This window comes from Bradyrhizobium sp. SZCCHNR1017 (assembly GCF_032381375.1).
GTDB lineage: Bacteria > Pseudomonadota > Alphaproteobacteria > Rhizobiales > Xanthobacteraceae > Bradyrhizobium.
The window spans coordinates 150897-170375 of sequence record NZ_JAUHIR010000009.1 but is presented as its reverse complement, the minus strand read 5'-3'; the positions used below and the strand labels follow the sequence as shown (position 1 = coordinate 170375).

The following is a 19479-nucleotide window of genomic DNA, read 5'->3' as shown; positions in this document are numbered from 1 at the left end:
GGAAAACAGGAGGCAACTTTGTCCGAGGAAGCGATGGTTGCGCGCGAGGAGCGTGGCAATATCTCCGTTTTGACGATGGTTTACCGGCCGTACAATCTGCTCGGCCCGAAGCTCATCAACGCTATCGTGGAGCAGGTGGAAGCATCGCGAAAGGCGGGTAGCCGTGCCATCGTGATCCGGAGCGGATTGCGCCACTTTTCTGCCGGCGCCGACCTGGACATCTTTGACAAGCGCGTAGCGGAGGGCACATCTGATCAGAGCGGTGAAAATCGGCTGCTGAGCGGGGTCGAGTTCCTCCGCTTCATGGAATTATTGCCGATTCCGTTGATCGCCAGCGTTCATGGCGTTTGCCTCGGCGGCGGGCTCGAGCTCGCGCTGTCATGCGACTATGTCATCGCAGCTTCGTCAGCAAAGATCGGCTCGGTCGAGGCGACGCTTGGGTTGCATCCGCTACTTGGCGGAATCCAGCGGCAAGTTCAGCGGATCGGGGCACAGCGAGCCAAAGAGATGTCGATGTTGGCACGGCGCTACGATGCGCCGACATTGGAGAAGTGGGGCCTGATTAATCTTACCGTGCCCGAGGAATCCTTGGAAAAGGCGACGATGTCTATCGCGGAGGAGTTCGCGCAGGGGCCGACGGTAGCGCACGCGGCGACCAAGGAGCTAGTGCATATTGCGGTCAACGACGGTGTGGTGGCGGCAGACGAGGCGATGGCAAGAGTGCAGGCGCCGATCTGGGCATCGGAAGATCTGAAAACCGGTCTTGCGTCATTCCGCAAGAACGGCCCGGGTCTCGCCAAGTTCGCGGGGCGCTGACATGGGCGGTCCTCTCAACGGAATCCGTGTCGTCGACTTCTCCCGTGTGTTGGCAGGCCCCTTATGCGCGCGAACCTTGCAGGATCTCGGTGCCGAGGTCATCAAGGTGGAGCCGCCAAGCCCGGACGTCTCACGCTTCGCGTTTCCCTCAACCGACGGGATGTCGGGCTATTACGCGCAGCAGAACGCCGGTAAACGCAACGTCAGCATCAATCTCAATGTTCCCGGTGCTTATGAACTCGCACTGAAGCTCTGCGATACCGCCGATGTCGTCGTGGAAAACTTCCGCGCGGGCACGCTTGGTTTCTTCGGCCTTGATTATGAAACCCTGTCCAAGCGCAATCCGCGATTGGTATATGCCTCGATCACCGGCTATGGCCAGGGCGGACCCTGGCGCAGCCGGATGGCCTATGCGCCGACCGTGCAGGCCGAGGCCGGCTTCACCGAAAACAGCATTCGTCACTATGGAGAGGCGTTGACTGAACCGCGCACGGACAGCCTCTCGCACGCGGACGTCTACGCCGGCCTGCAGGCCACCATCGCGATTCTTGGCGCGCTGAATAGCCGCCAAAGGACAGGTCAGGGCCAATATATCGATGTCGCGATGGCTGCGACACTGCTCGCGGTCAACGAACGTGCACATGTCGATCTTTCCGACGATGATATTGGAGCCGAGCCCGCCGTGCTCGGCGCGACGGACTGCTCATTCTTTACCGGACCTAATGGAGAGCATTTCACGGTTGCGACGAGCATTGTCGGCAGCCGGACCTTCCCATCCTGGCTGCGCGCGATGCGTCGCGTGGATTTGATGGACGACCCGCGCTTTGCGAGCGCGGCCGCGCGTCGCTTGAATTTCGGTGTGCTGCACCAGATGATCCAGTCGTGGATCTTGACCTTCCCCGACATGGCGACGCTCGATGCCCAATTCGACGAAGCCAAGATCGCGATGGGCGAGATCCGCTCGATCAAGGAACTAAGCGCGTCGGAATGGAGCGATTATTGGGGCGCAGTGCAGCACGTGCCGGACCGCAGCGGCGGCGAATATCGACTGCCGGGTCGGCCGTGGCGGTTCTCGGCGGAGGAGTTGAAGCCGATCGGAGCACCTGCGTTCCAGGGAGAGCACAATTTCGAGGTGTTCAGCGAACTGGGCGTGAGCCAGGAGGAACTGAGACGCTTGAGCGAAGCGGGTGTGCTGGTCACGCATCCCCGCGCTCTGGAGCCCGAGATTGGCGTCAAACCGCCGGCCGAGTCGGGCCGTGCGGCCTGAGATCCGAGAGAACCATTCGGCTGCGAAGGTTTGCAACCCCCTAGCTGGCACTGGACATACTGGGATTCCGCTCAATATGGTATGAGCTGAATTCGAAGCTAGGAAAACGATGTCCGGTGCGAAGCAGAGCCGTCTTGCCAATAAGGAATGCTCCATGGCTCGTGCCATGGAGGTGGTCGGCGACCGCTGGTCCATCCTGATTCTCCGTGAAGCCTATTATGGCGTGAAGCGGTTCGATGAGTTCGAACACTACATTGGTATTGCTCCCAATATCTTGAGCAATCGCTTGAAGAAGTTCGTCGATGCTGGTGTGATGACGCGCGTGCCGCTGCCCGAACATTCCGGACGATACGAGTACGTGCTGACCGAGAAGGGGCGCGCTTTCTTTCCGGCCTACCTGGCTCTCAAGAAGTGGGGCGATGATTGGCTCGCAGAGCCTGAGGGACCGCAGGTCGTCTTCCGCGATCGTGTCGCTGGGCGCCCGATTGAATTTCCCGTACTGCGGACGTCCAGCGGCAAGCCCCTGCGGCTCGAGGACGTCGAAGTGGTGCCGGGCTCGGGCGCCGTTCCCTTCAATCGCAAGCGATTTGGTGGCACGGCTTCTGCGGAAGCCTCGGCTGGTGTGAGGGCAAGCGCCCAAAGACGAAAGCGGAAGTAGCGGCTTGCCAAGATGCGGCTGAGGCGGCCGGGAGAACGCAGCAGCCGTGGCCCGCTCCGCTTTTACCGGAGCTGAACCCCGCTCTACTGCCAGCGCCGAAAAATGATGCTCGCGTTGACGCCTCCAAAGCCGAAACCGTTGGAGATCGCATGCTCCATCGTCATGGGCCGGGCCTGACCGGCGACAAGGTCGACACCTGCCGCGGCGGCATCGCAAGTTTCGAGATTGAGAGTAGGTGGCGCGACTTGATCGCGCAGCGCCAGAATCGTGAAGATTGCTTCCGCTCCGCCGGCCGCTCCGAGCAGATGGCCAGTTGCGGATTTGGTGGCACTCACGGCAATCTGCCCCTCGCGGCCGAAGACCGCCTTGATCGCCTCCAGTTCGGAAACATCGCCAACTGGCGTTGACGTGGAATGCGCGTTGAGGTGCTGGACGTCACCGGGTTTGAGGCCGGCCTGCCGCAATGCGCCTTCCATGGCGCGGCGCGCACCGTCGCCGTCCTCGGGCCCTGACGTGATGTGGTACGCATCTGCCGTCGTTCCGTAGCCGACGATTTCCGCAATCGGCTTTGCGCCGCGGCGGATCGCATGCTCCAGCTCTTCTATGACCAGGACGCCCGCGCCTTCGCCCATGACAAAGCCGTCGCGATCACGGTCGAAGGGACGGGAAGCGCGGGCGGGCGTTTCATTGAAGCCGGTCGAAAGCGCACGCGCAGCGGCGAACCCGCCCAGGCTCACGAGATCGATGCAGGCTTCCGAACCGCCGCAAACCGCGGCGTCGGCTTCTCCAGATCGGATCAGGCGTGCGGCATCGCCGATTGCCTGCACGCTCGCGGCGCAGGCGGTGACCGGCGCGCCGATGGGACCCTTGAAGCCGTAGCGGATCGAGATGTGGCCAGCCGCGAGATTTGCGAGAAAGGACGGCACGGTGAAAGGCGAGAGACGCCGGACCCCGCGCTGGTCTGTGGTGCGGACCGCTTCCACGATCGCCGGAAAGCCTCCGATGCCGGAAGCGATCACTGTCGCCGTGCGCTCAAGCGAATGCGCGTCGGACGGAGTCCATTCCGCCTGGGCAATGGCCTCGGCCGCGGCGGCAAGCGCGAACAGGATGAAGCGATCCATCCTTCGCTGATCCTTAGGCGCGACGGTCAGATCCGGATCGAATCCGCCCTCTTGATCTTTGGCCCTTGTCGGCACCATTCCTGCGACCCGCGCCGGCAGGGCCGCCGCCCACTCGGGAAGGGCGGCAAGCCCCGAACGGGCCGCGAGCAGCCGTGACCACGCCAGCTCGCTGCCGCAACCCACCGGCGATACCAATCCCAATCCCGTAACGACGACTCGGCGCATCACGGATTCCGTCTCACGAGGAAAGCGCAAGTAGCGCGCGTCTGGTCTCGGTCCGGATCAGATTCGCCCGATACTCCGCCGAAGCGTAGCGATCCGAGAGGCATTCGGTGGTCTCGCTCAGCAATGTGGCCGCCTGGTCGATATTCTCCCGCGACAATGTCTTTCCGGTCAGGAAATCGGCAGCGGCCTGGCCGGCGAAAGCGTGGTTCGCCGCGCCTGTCACGCCGAGGGAGACCTCGGCCACCACGCCGTCTCGCATGCGCACGCCGACCGCAATGCCCACGACAGCAAAGCCGCTCGCGGGATGCCGGATCTTTCGGTATATGAAGCGCATGCCGGCTGTCGGCCGCGGGATATGAATGCTGGTGAGAACCTCGTCCGGTTCCAGCACAGTAGAAAAGATATCGACAAAGAAATCCTGCGCCGCGACCCGTCTGTGGCCGTTCGCGCCAGCGATCTCGATCTCTGCCTTCAGCGCGACGACGACCGCCGGCCAGTCAGCTGCCGGATCGGCATTCGCAAGCGAGCCGCCGATCGTGCCACGGTTACGCACCTGGGGATCGGCTATCAGACTCGCCGCCTGGCGAAAGATGGGCAATTCCTCGAACAGCGTCTCTGATGCAAGCAGGTCGGCATGCCGCGTCAGCGCGCCGATCCTGACTCCGGCTTTGCCGATCTCGATGCCCTTGAGCTCGGTGATGCCTCCGATATCGATCAGAAGTTCGGGCGACGCCAGCCGCAGCTTCAGGGCCGGAAGCAAGGTATGGCCACCGGCCAGGAGCTTCGTTCCGTCGGGATCTTCCCGTAGCAGATCGATGGCCTGGGCGAGCGAAGCCGCGCGGACATAGTTGAAGGCTGCCGGGATCATTGGAGTTCTCCCGAGCTCGCCTCTTGTACCGCCTTCCAGATTCGCGGCGGCGTCAGCGGCATATCGAGATGTTTGATACCGAACGGTGACAACGCATCGAGTACGGCGTGGACCATGCAGGGGGGCGCCGCGATCGAGCCACTCTCGCCGATGCCCTTGACGCCAATCGGATTGGTCGGCGAGGGCGTCTCCTGGAACTGCGAGCGGATGTTCGGCACGTGCTCGGCGCGCGGAACGGCATAGTCGAGCAGCGAGCCGGTCAGGAGTTGTCCATTGTCTGGATCGTAGCTGACCTCTTCATAGAGCGCCTGCGCGATGCCCTGCACGACGCCACCATGAATCTGGCCCGCCGCGAGACGTGGATTGATCAGGGTGCCGACGTCGTCAACCGCGACATAGTCGAGAATGTCGACGATGCCAGTCTCAGGATCGACCTCGACGTAGGTGAGGTGGACGCCTGACGGCGAGCCCATACCGGTTGGGTCGTAAAACTCCGTTTCGTCCAGGCCCGGTGTAACGCCATCCGGCAGCTTGTGGCCGACATAAGCCATGCGGGCCACCTTCGAGAACGTTAACGGCGCGATATCCGTGCCAGGCACGCTGAACGCACCGGCGGAATAGGAAACGTCCTTCTCATCCACTTCCAGCATGCTCGCCGCGATCTTCTTTGCTTTGGCCACGACGCGCTGCGAGCATACATGCACACTGGATCCGCCGACCGCCATCGAGCGGGAATTGAACGTGCCGTGGCCGGCCTGCACTTGCCGCGTGTCCCCCTGCACGATGTCGATGTCCTCAACGGGAATCTGCAGCACGTCCGCGGCAATCTGCGACAGCGACGTGATATGGCCCTGACCCTGGTTCATCGAGCCTGAATAGATCGTCGCCCGGCCGCTGGAATCGATGCTGACCCGCGCACTTTCCCAGCCGCCGCGATCAAATCCGCTGAGCGCCAGCCGCCGCGACGGCGCCATGCCACACATATGCGTATAGGCGGCGATGCCGACGCCGCGATAGACACCGTTGGCACGCAAGGCATCACATTCCTTTCGGCGCCCTTCGTAGTCGAAGGCGGCAAGCGCCTTGTCGAGCAGTCCCTGATAATTACCGCTGTCGTACATCACGCCCGTGCTGCCATACGGTCGATACGGAAATTCCGCTGCTTGAACGAAATTCTTCCGCCGCACCTCGACTTGGTCGAGATGAAGGTGACGCGCGACCGCATCGATCGCCCGCTCGGCGATATAGGCGCCCTCTGGCCGTCCATAGCCGCGATAGGCATCCACCGGCACCGTATTGGTGACAACGACTCGGGATATCGCCTCGTAGTTATCGATCTTATAGGTTCCGGTACCGAAGTTGACGGTGTTCACGGTGGGACCGCCGCTCGCCATGTTCGACAGATAGGCGCCGACATTACCAAGGGTTTCGACTTTCAGGCCCAGGATATTGCCGTCGTTTTTGAACGCGATCTCGATATTCTCCGTGTGCGCGCGACCGTGGCTGGTCGATTGATGGCTTTCGGAGCGGCTTTCCCACCATTTGACTGGCACGCCGAGCTCGCGTGCGAGATAGGGGCAGAGCAAGTCTTCAGGGTAGAGGTGCATTTTGGCGCCAAACCCACCTCCGATATCAGGCGCGATCACCCGCAACTGATGCTCGGGAATACGAACCGTCTCGGCGATCCAGCGCCGGTGCATGTGCGGAACTTGGCTGCCAATATAGACCGTCAGCGTCCCGTCTGGCTCCGGCGTGGCAACGATCGCGCGCGTTTCCATGCAGGTCGGGATCAGGCGGTTGTTGACGACGCGCAGTCCGATGACCTGATCGGCCTCGTGGGCGGCCTTCTGGTAGTCGCCGCCACGCACCTTGTAGATCGTAGTGATGTTGCCGGGAACGTTGTCATGAAGTTGCGGCACGTCCTGCCGGATTGCGGTCTCTTCGTCGATCACGGCAGGCAGCACTTCGTAACCGACGTCGATCAGCCCGACGGCGTCGTAGGCTTCGGCCAACGTTTCCGCCACTACCAGCGCTACGCATTCGCCGACAAAGCGGACGCGGTCGGTCGCGACTACAGGGCGGAACGGCACCTTGCTGCCCGGAAGAACCCAGTTCGGAACAATCGGGCCAATCTTGCCGGCGAGCGCCATCCCGGAAAGGACCAAGCGAACCCCTGGTGCGGCTTTTGCTGCAGAGAGATCGACGCTTCTAATCTCGGCGTGGGCGTGCGGCGATCGCAGTACCGCCATGTGCAGCATGCCCGGCAGCCTGACGTCATCGACGTAGCGGCCCTTGCCAGCGAGCAGCTTGAAATCTTCGCGCCGCTTTAAGGGCCGACCGATATGGCGGATCGCAGGCGTGTCGTTCAAGGCTGCTGCTCCTTCGCTGCGAGGCTTTCAACGGCGCGGACAATGTTGTGATAGCCGGTGCAGCGGCAGATATTGCCGGCAAGTCCATGGCGGATGTCGTGCTCGCCGGGATTGGGATGATCCCTCAGGAGCTGCCGTACGCTCATCACCATGCCCGGCGTACAGAAGCCGCATTGCAGCGCGTGATGTTCGTGAAAGGCGGCCTGAACAGCGCTGAGTTCGCCACCGGGATCGGTCAATCCCTCGACCGTGGTGATCGACGCGCCGTCCGCCGTCACGGCCAGTACCGTGCAGGATTTGACCGCCAGTCCATCGATTTCGACGGTGCAGGCACCGCATTGGGAGGTGTCGCAGCCGACATGGGTGCCGGTGAGGCCAAGATCCTCCCGGATCAGATGGACCAGCAACTTTCGCGCTTCAACGAAAACCGTCTTGCGCGATCCGTTTATCTCGAATGTCACCAAGTGCCGGCTGTGAGGGTCGGGCATTTATCCTCCTGGGATCGGCGCGCGGTTTTTGTTATCCAATAGTCACTCTAATAATAAGAGTGACAAAAATGCAAGACATTTCTTGTCGATGTTCGCGGCTTGGCGCTTGGATGGCGTCCCGAGCATGATTATTCTGCTGAGAAGTGTTGTTAGGAGGGATGATGCGCTCGAAGGGCTTTGAAGGAATGGCGTGCTCGATCGCCGGCGTATTGAACGCTGTCGGTGACCGCTGGGCCATGCTCATCCTGCGCGATCTGTCACTGGGATTGAGCAGATATGACGAGTTGAGGAAGTCGACCGGCGTCACACATGCCACCCTGTCCGATCGGCTCAAGCATCTCGAAGAAAATGAACTGCTCGAGCGGCGTCGGTATCAGACCGGCCCTGAACGCTACGAATACCTTCTGACCCGAAAGGGCAGGGACATTATCCTGGTGATCCAGGCGCTTGCCCAGGTCGGGGACAAGTGGGCGATTACGGGGGATGCGGGTCCGCCGCTCAAATTCATCAACAAGAACAGCGGACGTCCGGTTAAGCTCGCTCTTGTCGATGACAAGTCGGGAGAATTGGTGCGCATGAGGGATGTCCGGCCGTTGGCCGGACCAGGGGCTGACGACCTTGTTCGGTGGCGGCTCGCCAAGTTCGACCAGCGATGATTCGGATTGCAGAAGGTGGACCGGGGGTGAGCTTCCCGATAGAAAATCGGCAAGCGACACCATGTGGGCCGCTTGCCAAGTTCTTTTTGCGAGCTGGCCTCGACTAGCGAACGATGCGCTGGACGGCGATTGCAGTGGCTTCACCGCCGCCGATGCAGAGTGCGGCGACGCCGCGTTTGAGGTTCTGCGCTTCCAGCGCATGCAGCAGCGTCACGATCAATCGCGCGCCGGTGGCGCCGATCGGGTGGCCGAGCGCGCAGGCGCCACCATGGACGTTGAGCTTTTCGCGGGGAATGCCGAGGTCCTTCTGCGCGGCCATCGCCACCACCGCAAAGGCTTCGTTGATTTCAAACAGGTCGACGTCGCCGACGCTCCAGCCGACCTTGTCCAGGAGCTTGCGGATCGCCGGGATCGGCGCGGTGGTGAACCATTGCGGTTCTTGGCTATGGGTGGCGTGGCCCCTGATTTCCGCCAGCGCCGGCAGTCCCTCGCGATCGACGAGCGAGCGCTTCGCCAGGATCAGGGCGGCGGCTCCGTCCGCGTTCGCCGAGGAGGCGGCAGGCGTGATGGTGCCGTTGGCGCGGAACGCCGCCTTCAAGCCTGGGATCTTGGCAGGGTCTACCTTCAGCGGATGCTCGTCATTGGCGATGACGCGCGGCCCTGCTTTTTCGGCCAGAGTGATCGGTGCGATTTCGGCCTTGAACGCGCCGCTTTCCACGGCCTTGCGTGCTCGGATCAGCGTCTCCATCGCATAGGCGTCTTGGTCCTTGCGGGTGAACTGATAGGCTTCGGCCGTGGCCTCGCCGAAGTCACCCATCGAACGGCCGGTCTCATAGGCATCTTCCAGGCCGTCCATCAACATGTGGTCGATGATCCGGTCGTGGCCGGCCCGATAGCCGGCGCGCGCCTTTGCCAGCAGATATGGCGCGTTGCTCATGCTCTCCATGCCACCGGACAGCACGATGGCGGCAGAGCCCGCATTGATGATGTCGTGGCCGAGCATGGTCGCCTTCATGCCGGAGCCGCAAACCTTGTTGATCGTGGTGGCCCCGGTCGCATCAGGCAGTCTGGCGCCGCGCGCAGCCTGGCGGGCCGGCGCCTGCCCCTGGCCGGCCGGCAGCACGTTACCCATGAAGACCTCGTCGATCCGCTCCGGCGCGAGCTTGGCACGCTCCAGCGCTGCCGCGATCGCGTGAGAGCCGAGCTTATGTGCCGAGAGCGGCGACAACTCACCCATGAAACGTCCCAAAGGCGTGCGTACGGCCGAAAGAATGACAACGGGATCGGTGACTGCGGACATGGTGAAATCTCCCCGACAAGCGGTGTTGTTTGTATGACGATAATCATATAATTTGGCTCATCTTGCAATGAAATGTTGCGGGGAGGCATGGCGCAAAATCCAGGACTGAAACGCCGGCGCCGATGCTTAGATGTCGGCTGGAATCGGAGCGGCCGGCCATGGGGCGTTTGGTGTCTGATGAGCCGCCCAGCAGATCTTCTGCAAATCGGATGAAGCACGATGCGTTACGTGAAAGATCATAAGCGTCAGACCCGCGACCGGATCGTCGAGAATGCCTCCTACGGTCTGCGCAAGAAAGGTGCCGAAGCGCTCAGCGTTGTCGATTTTATGCAGCTCGTCGGTCTGACACATGGCGGCTTCTATAACTATTTCGCGTCCCGTGCGGCTCTCGTTGCTGAAGCAACCGGCTTTGCAATGGATCAGACTATCGAGCGCTGGAAGCGGCTGACGAATGGGAGCGCTGTCCCGACGTGCGTTGATGCGATCGTTGCCGATTACCTCAGTCCTCGCCACCGTGACGATCCCACGCACGGTTGCGCGCTTCCGGCGCTCGCCGCCGACATCGGGCGATCAGAAGCGCGGGCACGCCGGAGCTTTGAGCGTAAGCTGGATCAAATGGTCGACGTCCTAGCTGAGCTAAATTCCGGCGCTTCTTCTCAAGAGGCACGCCAGATCGCCACAGGCATCATCTCGACCATGGTAGGTTCAATTCTGCTCGCCCGTGCTGTCAACAGCAAAGCGGCTTCTGACCATATTCTTGGGGCCGGTCGAGAGATCATTGGTGAACTTGGTGCTCGACGGTCCGACCGCGCGGCCAGGAGCTTAGTTCAAAAAAAATGATCGTGATGGCGCCTCTGTTCCACACCGAGGTGCTCGGTGAGGCCCGCTCCTATGTTTTCGCCGGATCTTCGCGCCCCACGTTCTCCGGAGATTTCGGTAGTGTAGGATAGTCGGTATAACCGTGGGCATCCGGACCGTAGAAAGTTTCGGGGCGGGGCTGATTGAGCGGCGCGCCGAGCGCCAAGCGCTTAGGCAGATCCGGATTGGCAATGAATGCCTTTCCGAAGGCAACCGCATCGGCCCAACCCGCATCGAGAACCGCCTGGGCGGTTTCCGCAGTGAAACCTTCATTTGCAATATACTTTCCGCCGAAGGCGGCCTTGAGAGACGGTCCCAAGCTGTCGGGTCCCAAGCGCTCGCGAGCGCAGATGAAGGCGATGCCGCGCCGTCCGAGTTCAGCTGCCACGTATCCGAACGTCGAGGCACGGTCGGAGTCGCCCATGGAATGCACGTCAGCCCGAGGCGCAAGATGCATTCCCACCCGGTCGGGTCCCCATACCGACACTGCAGCATCTGTGGCCTCGAGCAAGAGCCTGGCGCGGCTTTCGATTGAGCCTCCGTACCGATCCGTCCTTTGGTTGGAGCTATCTTGGAGGAATTGGTCCAGCAAATACCCATTCGCGCCGTGTAGCTCCACGCCATCGAAGCCAGCTATCTGGGCAAACTTGGCAGCATTGCGAAATGCTTCGACAACCTCCAAGACTTCTTCTGTCGTAAGCGGGCGCGGCACGCTGAAAGCCCGTTCCGGACGGACAAGGCTGACGTTGCCTTTCGCGGCGATCGGGCTGGGGCCGACCGGCGCCTGACCATCCAGGAATATTGGATCGGAGATCCGGCCGACGTGCCAGATCTGCATGAAAATCCGCCCCCCACGTGCCTTCACCGCGCGTGTAACGGCTTTCCAGCCCTCGACGTGGTCTGCCGACCAAATGCCGGGAACGCCGGCATAGCCCACTGCCTGAGGCGAAACAGGAACACCTTCTGTGATGATCAGACCCGCCGAAGCCCTCTGCGCGTAATACTCCGCCATGATCGCATTGGGGATCCGGCTCTGGCCTGCGCGTAGCCTGGTCAGCGGGGCCATGATGACCCGGTTCGGCAGATGCAGATCGCCAATAGTTACGGGGTCAAACAGCGACGGCATTTAGCCTCCGGAATGCGGTTGCAAGGCGTTCGCGCGAAGTTGTTGATCGGGAGGTTCAAACATCCTGTCGCGGCGATCGTGGAAATCGCTCGCGATCGACTGTTTCGACGGGATCACCCCGGCAGCCCCATCTGCTTGCGAAGGCTTTTGTCGAACATTCCTTCAGGCACAAAACGACGAAGGATGCTCACCTGGCGCGCAACCTTTCCGCAGGTGTATCGCCGACGAGGTGATGGCGTTGTCGCGGCCAAAATCACCTTCTCGGCAACAACCTCGGGACTCTCGGCTGTATTCATCACATCGCGTAGCAGCGCGCTGGCTCGGGTTCGCGCCGACACATATTCCTTCAGGTTCCGGTCCGGAAGCACCATGTTCTGCTCAAACGAGGTGCGGGTATAGGCCGGCTCAAGCAGGCAAACGCGAACGCCAAAGATCCGCACTTCGTGGTCGAGAGATTCGGAGTAACCCTCGATGGCATGCTTCGTAGAAGAATAGAGGGCGGAAAACGGCGCAGGTATCAATCCCAAGACCGAACTAATGTTGATGATCCGTCCGGCTTTTCGATCTCGCATGGTCGGGAGGACCGCATTTGTCATGCGCATCACTCCGAAGACGTTCACGTCGAACAAGGCCTTGGCCTGATCGGCCGAGGATTCTTCGGCCCCGCCCAGCAAGCCGAAGCCTGCGTTGTTCACCAGAACATCGATCCTGCCGGTCGCAGCCAGTACCTTGTCGACGGCCGCTTTCACCGAGGCGTCGTCCGTCACATCGCAGCTTAGCATCTCAGGATCGCTCGCGGCAGCTCGTCGGCTGGTCCCGAACACCCGGAATCCCGCCTCGCGCAATGCTCTTGCGGAGGACAGCCCGATTCCCGTCGAAGCCCCGGTCACAATCGCCACTTTTCCGTCCTGTCGCACAGAAGCTCTCCGTTGACGCAGTTGAACCCTAGGTTAGATTAAGGTATACATATCACATGATTTACATCATACAATAGGCTGTTCGTTCGGAGGGCCTGCATGCGGTATGCCAAGGGGCACAAGGATAGTTCGCACGAGCGGATACTGAAGGTCGCCGCAAGGAAATTCCGGCGCCAAGGCATTGCGGCGACTGGAATGACGGGAATTATGTCCGAGGCGGGCCTTACGAATGGCGGCTTCTATTCTCACTTCGGCTCGAAAAGCGATCTCGTTCGGGAAGGGCTTGAGCGGGCGCTGGACGAGCAGTTGCGGCGACTGAGCGAAGCCGACGTTGTCCCCGGGGAACTGAGCACGCTGATCCGGTCTTACCTGTCTGCGGAGCATCGCGATCGGCCGGACGTTGGATGCGCCTCGGCTGCACTGCTTCCAGAGATCGGTCGCCAACCTCGATCCGTCCGAAAGGCCTACACAGCTAGATTGCGCGAAATATTCGAGCAGCTAAAGAGGCGATTGCCGCGGAAAACGTCCAGCCGCGCCGCGCAAGAGGCCGCAATCGGAATTTTCGCTGTACTCGTCGGCTCTCTCCAGCTTGCTCGTGCCGCCGAAGACTCGTCGATGTCGGATGCGATACTTGCGGCTGGCATTCATGCAGCAAATGCGCTCGCGCTCGTACCTCAACAAGAGCGCTGAGCTTGTCCCGTCCGGCTTTCAGATAATCAGACCAAGTAAACGATCGAGATCAGGGAGGACACGAGTATGAAGAGCAAGGCGCCAATTCTGGTGACGAGCGCCGGTGGACAAACCGGCTCGGTTGGCCGAACCATTGTTCGCGGCCTGCTGCACCGCGGCCTTCCCGTCCGTGCGTTCGTGCGGAAAAATGACGAGCGGGCGCAGAGTTTGCGCGACATGGGAGCCGAGGTGTTCGTGGGCGATCTCCTAAATCCGCGTGACGTCACGCAGGCCGTCAAGGGTGTGCGGCGCATCTATTTCAGCATGAGCCTGAACCCGTCCTACGCCGATGCCACCATCTTAATGGCCGCAGCGGCCAAGAAGGAAGGAGGCACCGAGATATTCGTCAACATGTCGGACTATGAGCAATGTCACATGACGCTCGAGACCATGTCGGCGCCGGACGCGGAGCGCATCGCCGTGCTGGGCGTGGACGTCCAGTGGTCGCCCCAGCAAAGGGCGCATTGGGCGGGCGAGCGAGCCCTCGATTGGTCAGGCCTGCCGATCGTTCATATCCAGGCGGCGATGTTCGTCGAGAACCCAATCACACTGTGGGTGCCGGCTATGACCATCAAGGAGGACGGCACGATCCGTCTGCCATTCGGCCTGGGAAAGACCGCGCCGGTGGCAACGGCCGACGTCGCTGATGTCTGTATTGAGGTGTTAGCTGACCCAGCCGGCCACGCTGGGAAGTCCTACGAGTTGACGGGGCCGGAACGAAAGGACATGTACGGGTTTGCCGAGGATTACTCGGCGGCGCTCGGTCGAAAGATCGAATACCTGCCGACGACGATGGAAGAGTTTCGGCAACGTATGCGTAAGCTCATGCCTCATATCGCTGAGCATCCTGCGTTGCATCTGGAAAACCTGTGCATGCAAAATGGCGGTGATCGGTATATTGCCGAGGTAACGCAGGACGTCGAGAAGCTGCTCGGCCGGCCGGCCACCACATTCAGGAAGGTCATTGAAAAGGAGGCGTGGCGCTTCGAGAGGGGGACGCCAAACCATCTGCAGCACCGCGAAGTGAAGGATCTGAACCCGACCCGTGTCTTGCAGGCATAGCGGCTTTGCCTCGCTCAAAACTCCGGACCTGAAAGCCCTAGAATGGAAAGCAGCGCATATAGGCGGCGAACAGATCTGCATCGCTTGGAACGATGAGCCGCGACTCGATCGCCTCCGCAAGCTCGAGATCGCGGCTAAGCACTCGGAGCCATGCCTCGCTATCGGCCGTGATCGAAAGCCGGGCGTCGCCGGCATGGGTTCCGGGCGTTACATCCAGAATCTTGTCGTTGATGCGCACTGTCCCTTGGAACGGAGTTTTTCCCGTAAAGGTCCAATGAGTGACCAGATCGAGCTTCTTTGCCTTTCCACGCTGGAAGCCGAGCCTCAGTGTAAAGAGGTACGCCTGAACGCTTCCGATCGGACGTCCTGCGCGCACATGCCGGATCGTCTTATTCGGGAACCGTCGTGGCGCACTCTCCTCGGCGTCCGATCCAGGAATCACGAACAGCGTCTCTTCTTTCTCGAGCAGAGGTTTGACCACATCATTCACATAGGACACCCGGTCATCAAGATATGGTCCGATTACATCCTCGCCAGCCGGGCAGACCGATACGCAATATGCAGCCTTGTACCCGGGCTTGAATGAGAGAGATTGCCAAATGCTCTGAGTCTCGGAAGGGCTCACGCGGGACCTGTAGTCCTTCGCATCACGCGAGTCCGCAACCTCTTCGACCCATTTGGTAAAGTTTCCGAGAAAATCGTGGTAGTTGTGCGTGAAGCAGGTCTGAAAATCGAAGTACCCATCGTGCTTTATCGCGCCGACGGGGCAAGCTCCGACACATAGTCGGCATTCCAAGCAAGGATTATAGTCGATCGGCTGGTCATAGGCATCGATCTCGTCCGCCAGCAAGATCGTTCCAAGCAGGATGAAGCTGCCAAATTTCGGGTGGATGATGTTGCGATGAATCCCCATGCGACCCAGCCCGGCCTCGACGGCGACCGGCTTGTGCTGCACCATCATGATGCGTGCCTGGTCCATCTCCATGGGAAATGCGGCAACCGAATTGCAGGCCGCGATGCCGTGCTCCGCCAGGGCGCGGACAATTGCGCGCGAAGTCTCGTTCACATGGTCATAGGTTCCATGAAATTCCTCATTAGCCACCGAGCGAGTGGGAGAGCGTACCGGCTCGCGATTCATATGACATGCGATCGCCATCAAGGACTTCGTGCGGCCATAGACCTTTCGGATGTAGTCGACTTGGGGACTGATTGCCGGACGGCCAATCTCGACCAGCCCGACATCGTCCGCTCCACAGCTCATCGCGATCCTCTTGACGAGCTCCGCCGACAGCGGCGCCGCGTCGGTCCGGGCCAGGCTGCGCGACCGAAAGGCCTTTACCGTCGGATGATCCTCAATGGTCAATTTTCGTCTCCTCAGATGCGTCGAGTGTCATTCCGACTGGGAAGCGACCTGCGATTGATGCAACGAAAGAATGCTGAGACTGCCACCAGGCGCTGCTCCATCCTCGATAGCGCTTGGCCCTGCACATCACACGGCAAATGACCAAACATTGCGCGGACGCTCATGTGTTTTCGCGACATCGGCGCCCTCTGATGACGGGGTAGGCCATCGACAGAGAGCCCAGCCGTGGTTCATGATCGCGCCGCTTCCTGCGGCTCCGAGAGAATGGCCTGCAGCTCTCCAGACCGGAACATCTCCGTCACGATATCGCAGCCACCTACGAATTCGCCCCGTACATACAGCTGTGGAATGGTCGGCCAGTCCGAGTAGTCCTTGATACCCTGCCGCAACTCCTCCGACTCGTAGATGTTGTGCGATTTGAACGAAACTCCCAGATGATCGAGGATGCGAACTACCTGCGCCGAGAACCCGCAGGCCGGCGACGAGGGCGTACCTTTCATGAACAGGACGATCTCGTTGGACTCCACCTCACTGCGAATGAACTGCGCAACGCTCATGTTGGTCTCTCCATCTGTCCGTCGCATCAGTTCGAATTTAGCACTTAATGGTCGGGCCAGAAAAGAGCGAAATTGCCTTGAAGCCTGCTTGGCCGGCCTCGCGCTAAGGCGCGGTAGCTATTATTTTCCGCAGAGTCCACGAAGGATGCCGGTCGATCGGACAGTCGACCATCGCTTGGAGGGATTAGAACGACCGGGCGCTCGATTGGATCGAATATCAATTCTAAAAAGGAATTGACGAGCGTTCTGTGGCAGCTAAAGTCGGGTCAATCACAAGAAGAGACTGATGGCTGTCGTCTGCGCCGAAGCCACTGTTTCAGGAGGGAAAATGGGCGCTCGACCCCAATTTTTGGAATTTGGAGGTTGTCCGCGCATCAGGGGGCGGCAAGCTCAAGGCGACCGGGGCGGTCGAATTCGTCTGGCCCAGACTCAAGGCGTCTTAACATTCCGTCTTGGCAGGCTCCGCTGCTTCTGCCGGGGAGTTGGATGACGAGCGCAATGACCAGCATCGACTTCTATTTCGACTTTCGCAGTCCTTATTCCTATCTCGCCCACTCTCAGCTCGGCACGCTGGATGCTGAGCTGAGCTACCATCCTGTAGATATCGTCGCAGCCATGAAGCAGGGCGGTAACACGCCGACGACCTTGACCTGTCCGGCCAAAGGCAAATACGCCGGCGCAGATCTACAGCGCTGGGCGAAGAGATACGGCGTACCGCTGAGCCGGCATAAGGACATAAAATCGATCGACGGCCGCAGGCCGCTGCGCGCGGCGGAAGATTGCGGTCTCGCCAAGGAGGTCGTTGCGGCGATCTTTCCGGCGTTCTGGCGACATGGCTTGCCGCTGAGCACAGCCGGGGATCTGGTGCGGATCCTTGAAGCTTCCGGAATACGTGACCCCCAAGTTGCTTCCAGTGTCGATAGCAGCGAATTGGATGATCGGTTGACGCAGAGAAATGAAGCAGCGGGAGCGCGTGGCATCTTCGGCGCGCCGACTTTCATCGTGAACGACGAAATGTTTTTCGACAATGACCGCCTTGAATTCATTCGCGAAGAACTGAGGGCAGCATGAGCAAGATTGATGCGCAGCCGCTGGCAATTGTCACCGGAGTCGGACCTGGTACCGGCTCTGCTATCGTCAGGCGGTTCGCGGCCGGAGGGTATCGCGTCGCGATGCTCGCGCGCGACAAGGCGCGCCTGGACGCGCTATCGGCGGAGATTCCGTCGAGTATTCCGATGGCGTGTGACGTCTCGGACTCGGCAGCGCTCGCGCGGGTGCTCGACGAGATCGACCGGCGGTCCGGCCCGCCGAAGGTCGTTGTCCATAACGCGGTTGGCGGGGCGTTCGGAAAGTTTCAGGAGGTAGGTCCCGAGGTTCTCCGAGCCAATTTCGAGACGAACGTGATGGCACTGCTCCATCTCGCGCGGCACGTCGCGCCCCCAATGATAGCGGCTGGCGGCGGAGCGCTCCTCGTAACGGGCAACACGTCGGCTCTGCGAGGAAAGGCGAACTTCGCGGGTTTTGCGCCGACGAAGGCAGCCCAGCGTATCCTCGCCGAGTCGATCGCGCGCGACCTCGGCCCGCAAGGGATTCACGTGGCTTATCTGGTCATCGATGCGGTCATTGACGTGCCATGGCAGCGGGAGCGAATGAAGGACGCGCCCGACGAGTTCTTCATCAAACCCGCGGCGATCGCCGAGGAAATCTACCACATCGCGCATCAGGACCGCTCGGCGTGGTCTTTCCTCTCGGAAGTGCGACCGTACCGCGAACCCTGGTAGATCCAGGGCGAGCGGTCCGTCGTCGTTCGCGGTGTTGGCGCCGCGCTCCACATCTGAACGTCATCGGGCAGCCCGCCTGACTGATCGGGAGGAAACAGCCAACTCCCGGTTGGTGCGACGACAACCTCTTTTTAGGAGAGAGCCCATGATCAAGGTTGGACTTCATCAATATCCCCCGATGGATCAGGTGATCTTCGGAAAGCCTGCCGGGCAAGCGCTGGCCGAGGAGGCGGAGCGGCTCAACGCGCACAGGGTGTTTCTGATTGCCAGCCATACGTTGAATACGAAAACCGACGAGATCGAAAAGATCCGCAAAGCATTAGGTTCTAGGTATGCGGGGACGTTTGATGGGGTCCCGCAGCACACCACCCGTACGTCTGCCGTAGCTGCAGCCGCAAGGGCGGTCGGGGCGGGCGCCGACCTGATCGTGGCCGTCGGCGGTGGTTCTGTCGTCGACGCGGCAAAAATCGTTCTGATGTGCATTGAGCACAAGATCACCGATGAGGGCGGCCTCGACGGGTTTGAAGTAGTCTCGACCCCGGAGGGCCCGCGCCCTGGTCCGTTTCGAGCCCCGCGCGTCAGGATGATCGCCATCCCGAGTACATTGTCCGGCGGCGAATACAACGCCGGTAGCCTCGTTACCGATACACGGCGGAAACTGAAGCAGATCTTTCACCATCCCTTGATGATGCCTCGTTCGATCATCCTCGATCCCGCGATTACGGTTCACACGCCCCAAAACTTGTGGCTCGGCTCCGGAACGCGCGCGATGGACCACGGGATCGAAGCCGTCTGCTCGCCGAGAGGCGATCCCCTCGTCGAAAGCGTTTGCCTGCGAGGACTGCGCTATCTCTATGACGGGCTGCTCGCGACAAAAATGAATCCGGACGATCTTGAGGCCCGGCAATCCTGCCAACTCGGGTCGTGGCTGTCCGCCTTCGGGCTGCAGTGTCGGGTTCCGATGGGGGCGAGCCATGCTATCGGACACGTGCTTGGCGGTACATGCGATGTGCCGCATTACTTTTGCACCGCGGTTATGATGCCCAGCGTGCTGGAGTTCAATCGCCCGGATACGGCTGGAGCACAAGACAAGCTCGCCGAAGCTTGGGGAGTGCCGGGGGCGAAAGCAAGCGAGACCTTCGCCGAATTTATACGACAGTTGGAGCTCCCGCGTCGATTGTCTGAAGTTGGCGTGACCGAGGACAAATTCGATCTGATCGGACGGAACGCGATGCTTTCGGTTTTCACGCGCGCAAACCCGCGTCCGATCAAAGGCCCCGAAGACATCGTTAAGATTCTCCGGATGGCCGCTTAGCGC

The 19479-nt window shown here is 60.8% G+C and carries 19 protein-coding genes; 10 read left to right on the top strand and 9 right to left on the bottom strand.

The window, feature by feature from the left end; genetic code table 11:
• Window positions 1-18: 18 nt before the first annotated feature.
• The 3 genes from QW863_RS22455 (at window position 19) to QW863_RS22445 (ending at window position 2741) form a co-directional block, all read left to right on the top strand.
• Window positions 19-816 (top strand): enoyl-CoA hydratase/isomerase family protein, encoded by a 798-nt coding sequence (locus QW863_RS22455; protein WP_315714207.1) that lies wholly within the window; start codon window positions 19-21, stop codon window positions 814-816.
• Window position 817: 1 nt separating this feature from the next.
• Window positions 818-2083, top strand: a complete 1266-nt coding sequence (locus QW863_RS22450) for a CoA transferase (RefSeq protein WP_315714208.1) — start codon at window positions 818-820, stop codon at window positions 2081-2083.
• Window positions 2084-2192: 109 nt separating this feature from the next.
• The gene (locus QW863_RS22445) at window positions 2193-2741 is read left to right on the top strand and encodes a helix-turn-helix domain-containing protein (protein ID WP_315768661.1); all 549 of its coding nucleotides are present in this window, start codon (window positions 2193-2195) and stop codon (window positions 2739-2741) included.
• Window positions 2742-2824: 83 nt separating this feature from the next.
• Here the strand turns inward: QW863_RS22445 and fabF are convergent, their stop codons facing one another.
• Genes fabF through QW863_RS22425 form a run of 4 tightly spaced genes read right to left on the bottom strand, consistent with a single transcriptional unit; the run spans window position 2825 to window position 7812 of the window.
• Entirely contained in the window at window positions 2825-4087 is a 1263-nt protein-coding gene (gene fabF / locus QW863_RS22440) for a beta-ketoacyl-ACP synthase II (protein WP_315714210.1), read from the bottom strand.
• Window positions 4088-4100: 13 nt separating this feature from the next.
• A complete protein-coding gene (locus QW863_RS22435; protein ID WP_315714211.1) occupies window positions 4101-4955 on the bottom strand; it encodes a xanthine dehydrogenase family protein subunit M in 855 nt (284 codons plus the stop codon).
• Window positions 4952-7324 (bottom strand): xanthine dehydrogenase family protein molybdopterin-binding subunit, encoded by a 2373-nt coding sequence (locus QW863_RS22430; protein ID WP_315714212.1) that lies wholly within the window; start codon window positions 7322-7324, stop codon window positions 4952-4954. The genes QW863_RS22435 and QW863_RS22430 overlap by 4 nt, the downstream gene beginning before the upstream one ends.
• Window positions 7321-7812 carry a (2Fe-2S)-binding protein gene (locus QW863_RS22425; RefSeq protein WP_315714213.1) on the bottom strand — a complete coding sequence of 164 codons (492 nt, stop codon included), beginning with the start codon at window positions 7810-7812 and terminating at the stop codon, window positions 7321-7323. The genes QW863_RS22430 and QW863_RS22425 overlap by 4 nt, the downstream gene beginning before the upstream one ends.
• 161 nt (window positions 7813-7973) lie before the next feature.
• Here QW863_RS22425 and QW863_RS22420 point away from each other — a divergent pair, with 161 nt between their 5' ends.
• Window positions 7974-8468, top strand: coding sequence for a helix-turn-helix domain-containing protein (locus QW863_RS22420; RefSeq protein ID WP_315714214.1), 495 nt, complete (start codon window positions 7974-7976; stop codon window positions 8466-8468).
• A gap of 103 nt (window positions 8469-8571) precedes the next feature.
• Here the strand turns inward: QW863_RS22420 and QW863_RS22415 are convergent, their stop codons facing one another.
• Window positions 8572-9768 (bottom strand): acetyl-CoA C-acyltransferase, encoded by a 1197-nt coding sequence (locus QW863_RS22415; protein WP_315714215.1) that lies wholly within the window; start codon window positions 9766-9768, stop codon window positions 8572-8574.
• 219 nt (window positions 9769-9987) lie between these two features.
• Here QW863_RS22415 and QW863_RS22410 point away from each other — a divergent pair, with 219 nt between their 5' ends.
• On the top strand, window positions 9988-10608 hold the full coding sequence (locus tag QW863_RS22410; RefSeq protein ID WP_315714216.1) for a TetR/AcrR family transcriptional regulator: 621 nt from the start codon (window positions 9988-9990) through the stop codon (window positions 10606-10608).
• A gap of 49 nt (window positions 10609-10657) precedes the next feature.
• Here the strand turns inward: QW863_RS22410 and QW863_RS22405 are convergent, their stop codons facing one another.
• Window positions 10658-11752, bottom strand: a complete 1095-nt coding sequence (locus tag QW863_RS22405) for an alkene reductase (protein ID WP_315714217.1) — start codon at window positions 11750-11752, stop codon at window positions 10658-10660.
• A 113-nt stretch (window positions 11753-11865) separates the two neighbouring features.
• On the bottom strand, window positions 11866-12651 hold the full coding sequence (locus QW863_RS22400) for an oxidoreductase (RefSeq protein ID WP_315714218.1): 786 nt from the start codon (window positions 12649-12651) through the stop codon (window positions 11866-11868).
• A gap of 117 nt (window positions 12652-12768) precedes the next feature.
• Here QW863_RS22400 and QW863_RS22395 point away from each other — a divergent pair, with 117 nt between their 5' ends.
• Both QW863_RS22395 and QW863_RS22390 read left to right on the top strand, forming a co-directional pair.
• On the top strand, window positions 12769-13359 hold the full coding sequence (locus QW863_RS22395; protein WP_315714219.1) for a TetR/AcrR family transcriptional regulator: 591 nt from the start codon (window positions 12769-12771) through the stop codon (window positions 13357-13359).
• Window positions 13360-13425: 66 nt separating this feature from the next.
• The gene (locus QW863_RS22390) at window positions 13426-14460 is read left to right on the top strand and encodes an NAD(P)H-binding protein (RefSeq protein WP_315714220.1); all 1035 of its coding nucleotides are present in this window, start codon (window positions 13426-13428) and stop codon (window positions 14458-14460) included.
• A gap of 37 nt (window positions 14461-14497) precedes the next feature.
• Here the strand turns inward: QW863_RS22390 and QW863_RS22385 are convergent, their stop codons facing one another.
• On the bottom strand, window positions 14498-15823 hold the full coding sequence (locus tag QW863_RS22385) for a 4Fe-4S binding protein (protein WP_315714221.1): 1326 nt from the start codon (window positions 15821-15823) through the stop codon (window positions 14498-14500).
• Window positions 15824-16053: 230 nt separating this feature from the next.
• Window positions 16054-16380 carry a Grx4 family monothiol glutaredoxin gene (grxD, locus tag QW863_RS22380; protein ID WP_315714222.1) on the bottom strand — a complete coding sequence of 109 codons (327 nt, stop codon included), beginning with the start codon at window positions 16378-16380 and terminating at the stop codon, window positions 16054-16056.
• A gap of 498 nt (window positions 16381-16878) precedes the next feature.
• On the opposite strand from grxD, the gene QW863_RS22375 reads away from it, so the two are divergent.
• From QW863_RS22375 to QW863_RS22365, 3 genes are all read left to right on the top strand, one after another.
• Complete coding sequence (locus QW863_RS22375) at window positions 16879-17451, top strand: 2-hydroxychromene-2-carboxylate isomerase (protein WP_315714223.1); 573 nt, start codon at window positions 16879-16881, stop codon at window positions 17449-17451.
• A complete protein-coding gene (locus tag QW863_RS22370; protein ID WP_315714224.1) occupies window positions 17448-18161 on the top strand; it encodes an SDR family NAD(P)-dependent oxidoreductase in 714 nt (237 codons plus the stop codon). Before QW863_RS22375 ends, QW863_RS22370 begins: the two co-directional genes overlap by 4 nt.
• Window positions 18162-18306: 145 nt before the next feature.
• Window positions 18307-19476 (top strand): iron-containing alcohol dehydrogenase, encoded by a 1170-nt coding sequence (locus QW863_RS22365; protein ID WP_315714225.1) that lies wholly within the window; start codon window positions 18307-18309, stop codon window positions 19474-19476.
• The last annotated feature ends 3 nt before the right edge of the window (window positions 19477-19479 follow it).

Excerpts from the sequence above, each read along its gene's own strand:
- QW863_RS22395 (WP_315714219.1), top strand. The coding sequence starts at position 12,769 with ATGCGGTATGCCAAGGGGCACAAGGATAGTTCGCACGAGCGGATACTG.
- QW863_RS22370 (WP_315714224.1), top strand. The coding sequence starts at position 17,448 with ATGAGCAAGATTGATGCGCAGCCGCTGGCAATTGTCACCGGAGTCGGA.
- QW863_RS22365 (WP_315714225.1), top strand. The coding sequence starts at position 18,307 with ATGATCAAGGTTGGACTTCATCAATATCCCCCGATGGATCAGGTGATC.
- QW863_RS22420 (WP_315714214.1), top strand. The coding sequence starts at position 7,974 with ATGCGCTCGAAGGGCTTTGAAGGAATGGCGTGCTCGATCGCCGGCGTA.
- QW863_RS22405 (WP_315714217.1), bottom strand. The coding sequence starts at position 11,752 with ATGCCGTCGCTGTTTGACCCCGTAACTATTGGCGATCTGCATCTGCCG.
- fabF (WP_315714210.1), bottom strand. The coding sequence starts at position 4,087 with ATGCGCCGAGTCGTCGTTACGGGATTGGGATTGGTATCGCCGGTGGGT.
- QW863_RS22375 (WP_315714223.1), top strand. The coding sequence starts at position 16,879 with ATGACCAGCATCGACTTCTATTTCGACTTTCGCAGTCCTTATTCCTAT.
- QW863_RS22450 (WP_315714208.1), top strand. The coding sequence starts at position 818 with ATGGGCGGTCCTCTCAACGGAATCCGTGTCGTCGACTTCTCCCGTGTG.
- grxD (WP_315714222.1), bottom strand. The coding sequence starts at position 16,380 with ATGAGCGTTGCGCAGTTCATTCGCAGTGAGGTGGAGTCCAACGAGATC.
- QW863_RS22425 (WP_315714213.1), bottom strand. The coding sequence starts at position 7,812 with ATGCCCGACCCTCACAGCCGGCACTTGGTGACATTCGAGATAAACGGA.
- QW863_RS22435 (WP_315714211.1), bottom strand. The coding sequence starts at position 4,955 with ATGATCCCGGCAGCCTTCAACTATGTCCGCGCGGCTTCGCTCGCCCAG.
- QW863_RS22415 (WP_315714215.1), bottom strand. The coding sequence starts at position 9,768 with ATGTCCGCAGTCACCGATCCCGTTGTCATTCTTTCGGCCGTACGCACG.
- QW863_RS22390 (WP_315714220.1), top strand. The coding sequence starts at position 13,426 with ATGAAGAGCAAGGCGCCAATTCTGGTGACGAGCGCCGGTGGACAAACC.
- QW863_RS22445 (WP_315768661.1), top strand. The coding sequence starts at position 2,193 with ATGTCCGGTGCGAAGCAGAGCCGTCTTGCCAATAAGGAATGCTCCATG.
- QW863_RS22410 (WP_315714216.1), top strand. The coding sequence starts at position 9,988 with ATGCGTTACGTGAAAGATCATAAGCGTCAGACCCGCGACCGGATCGTC.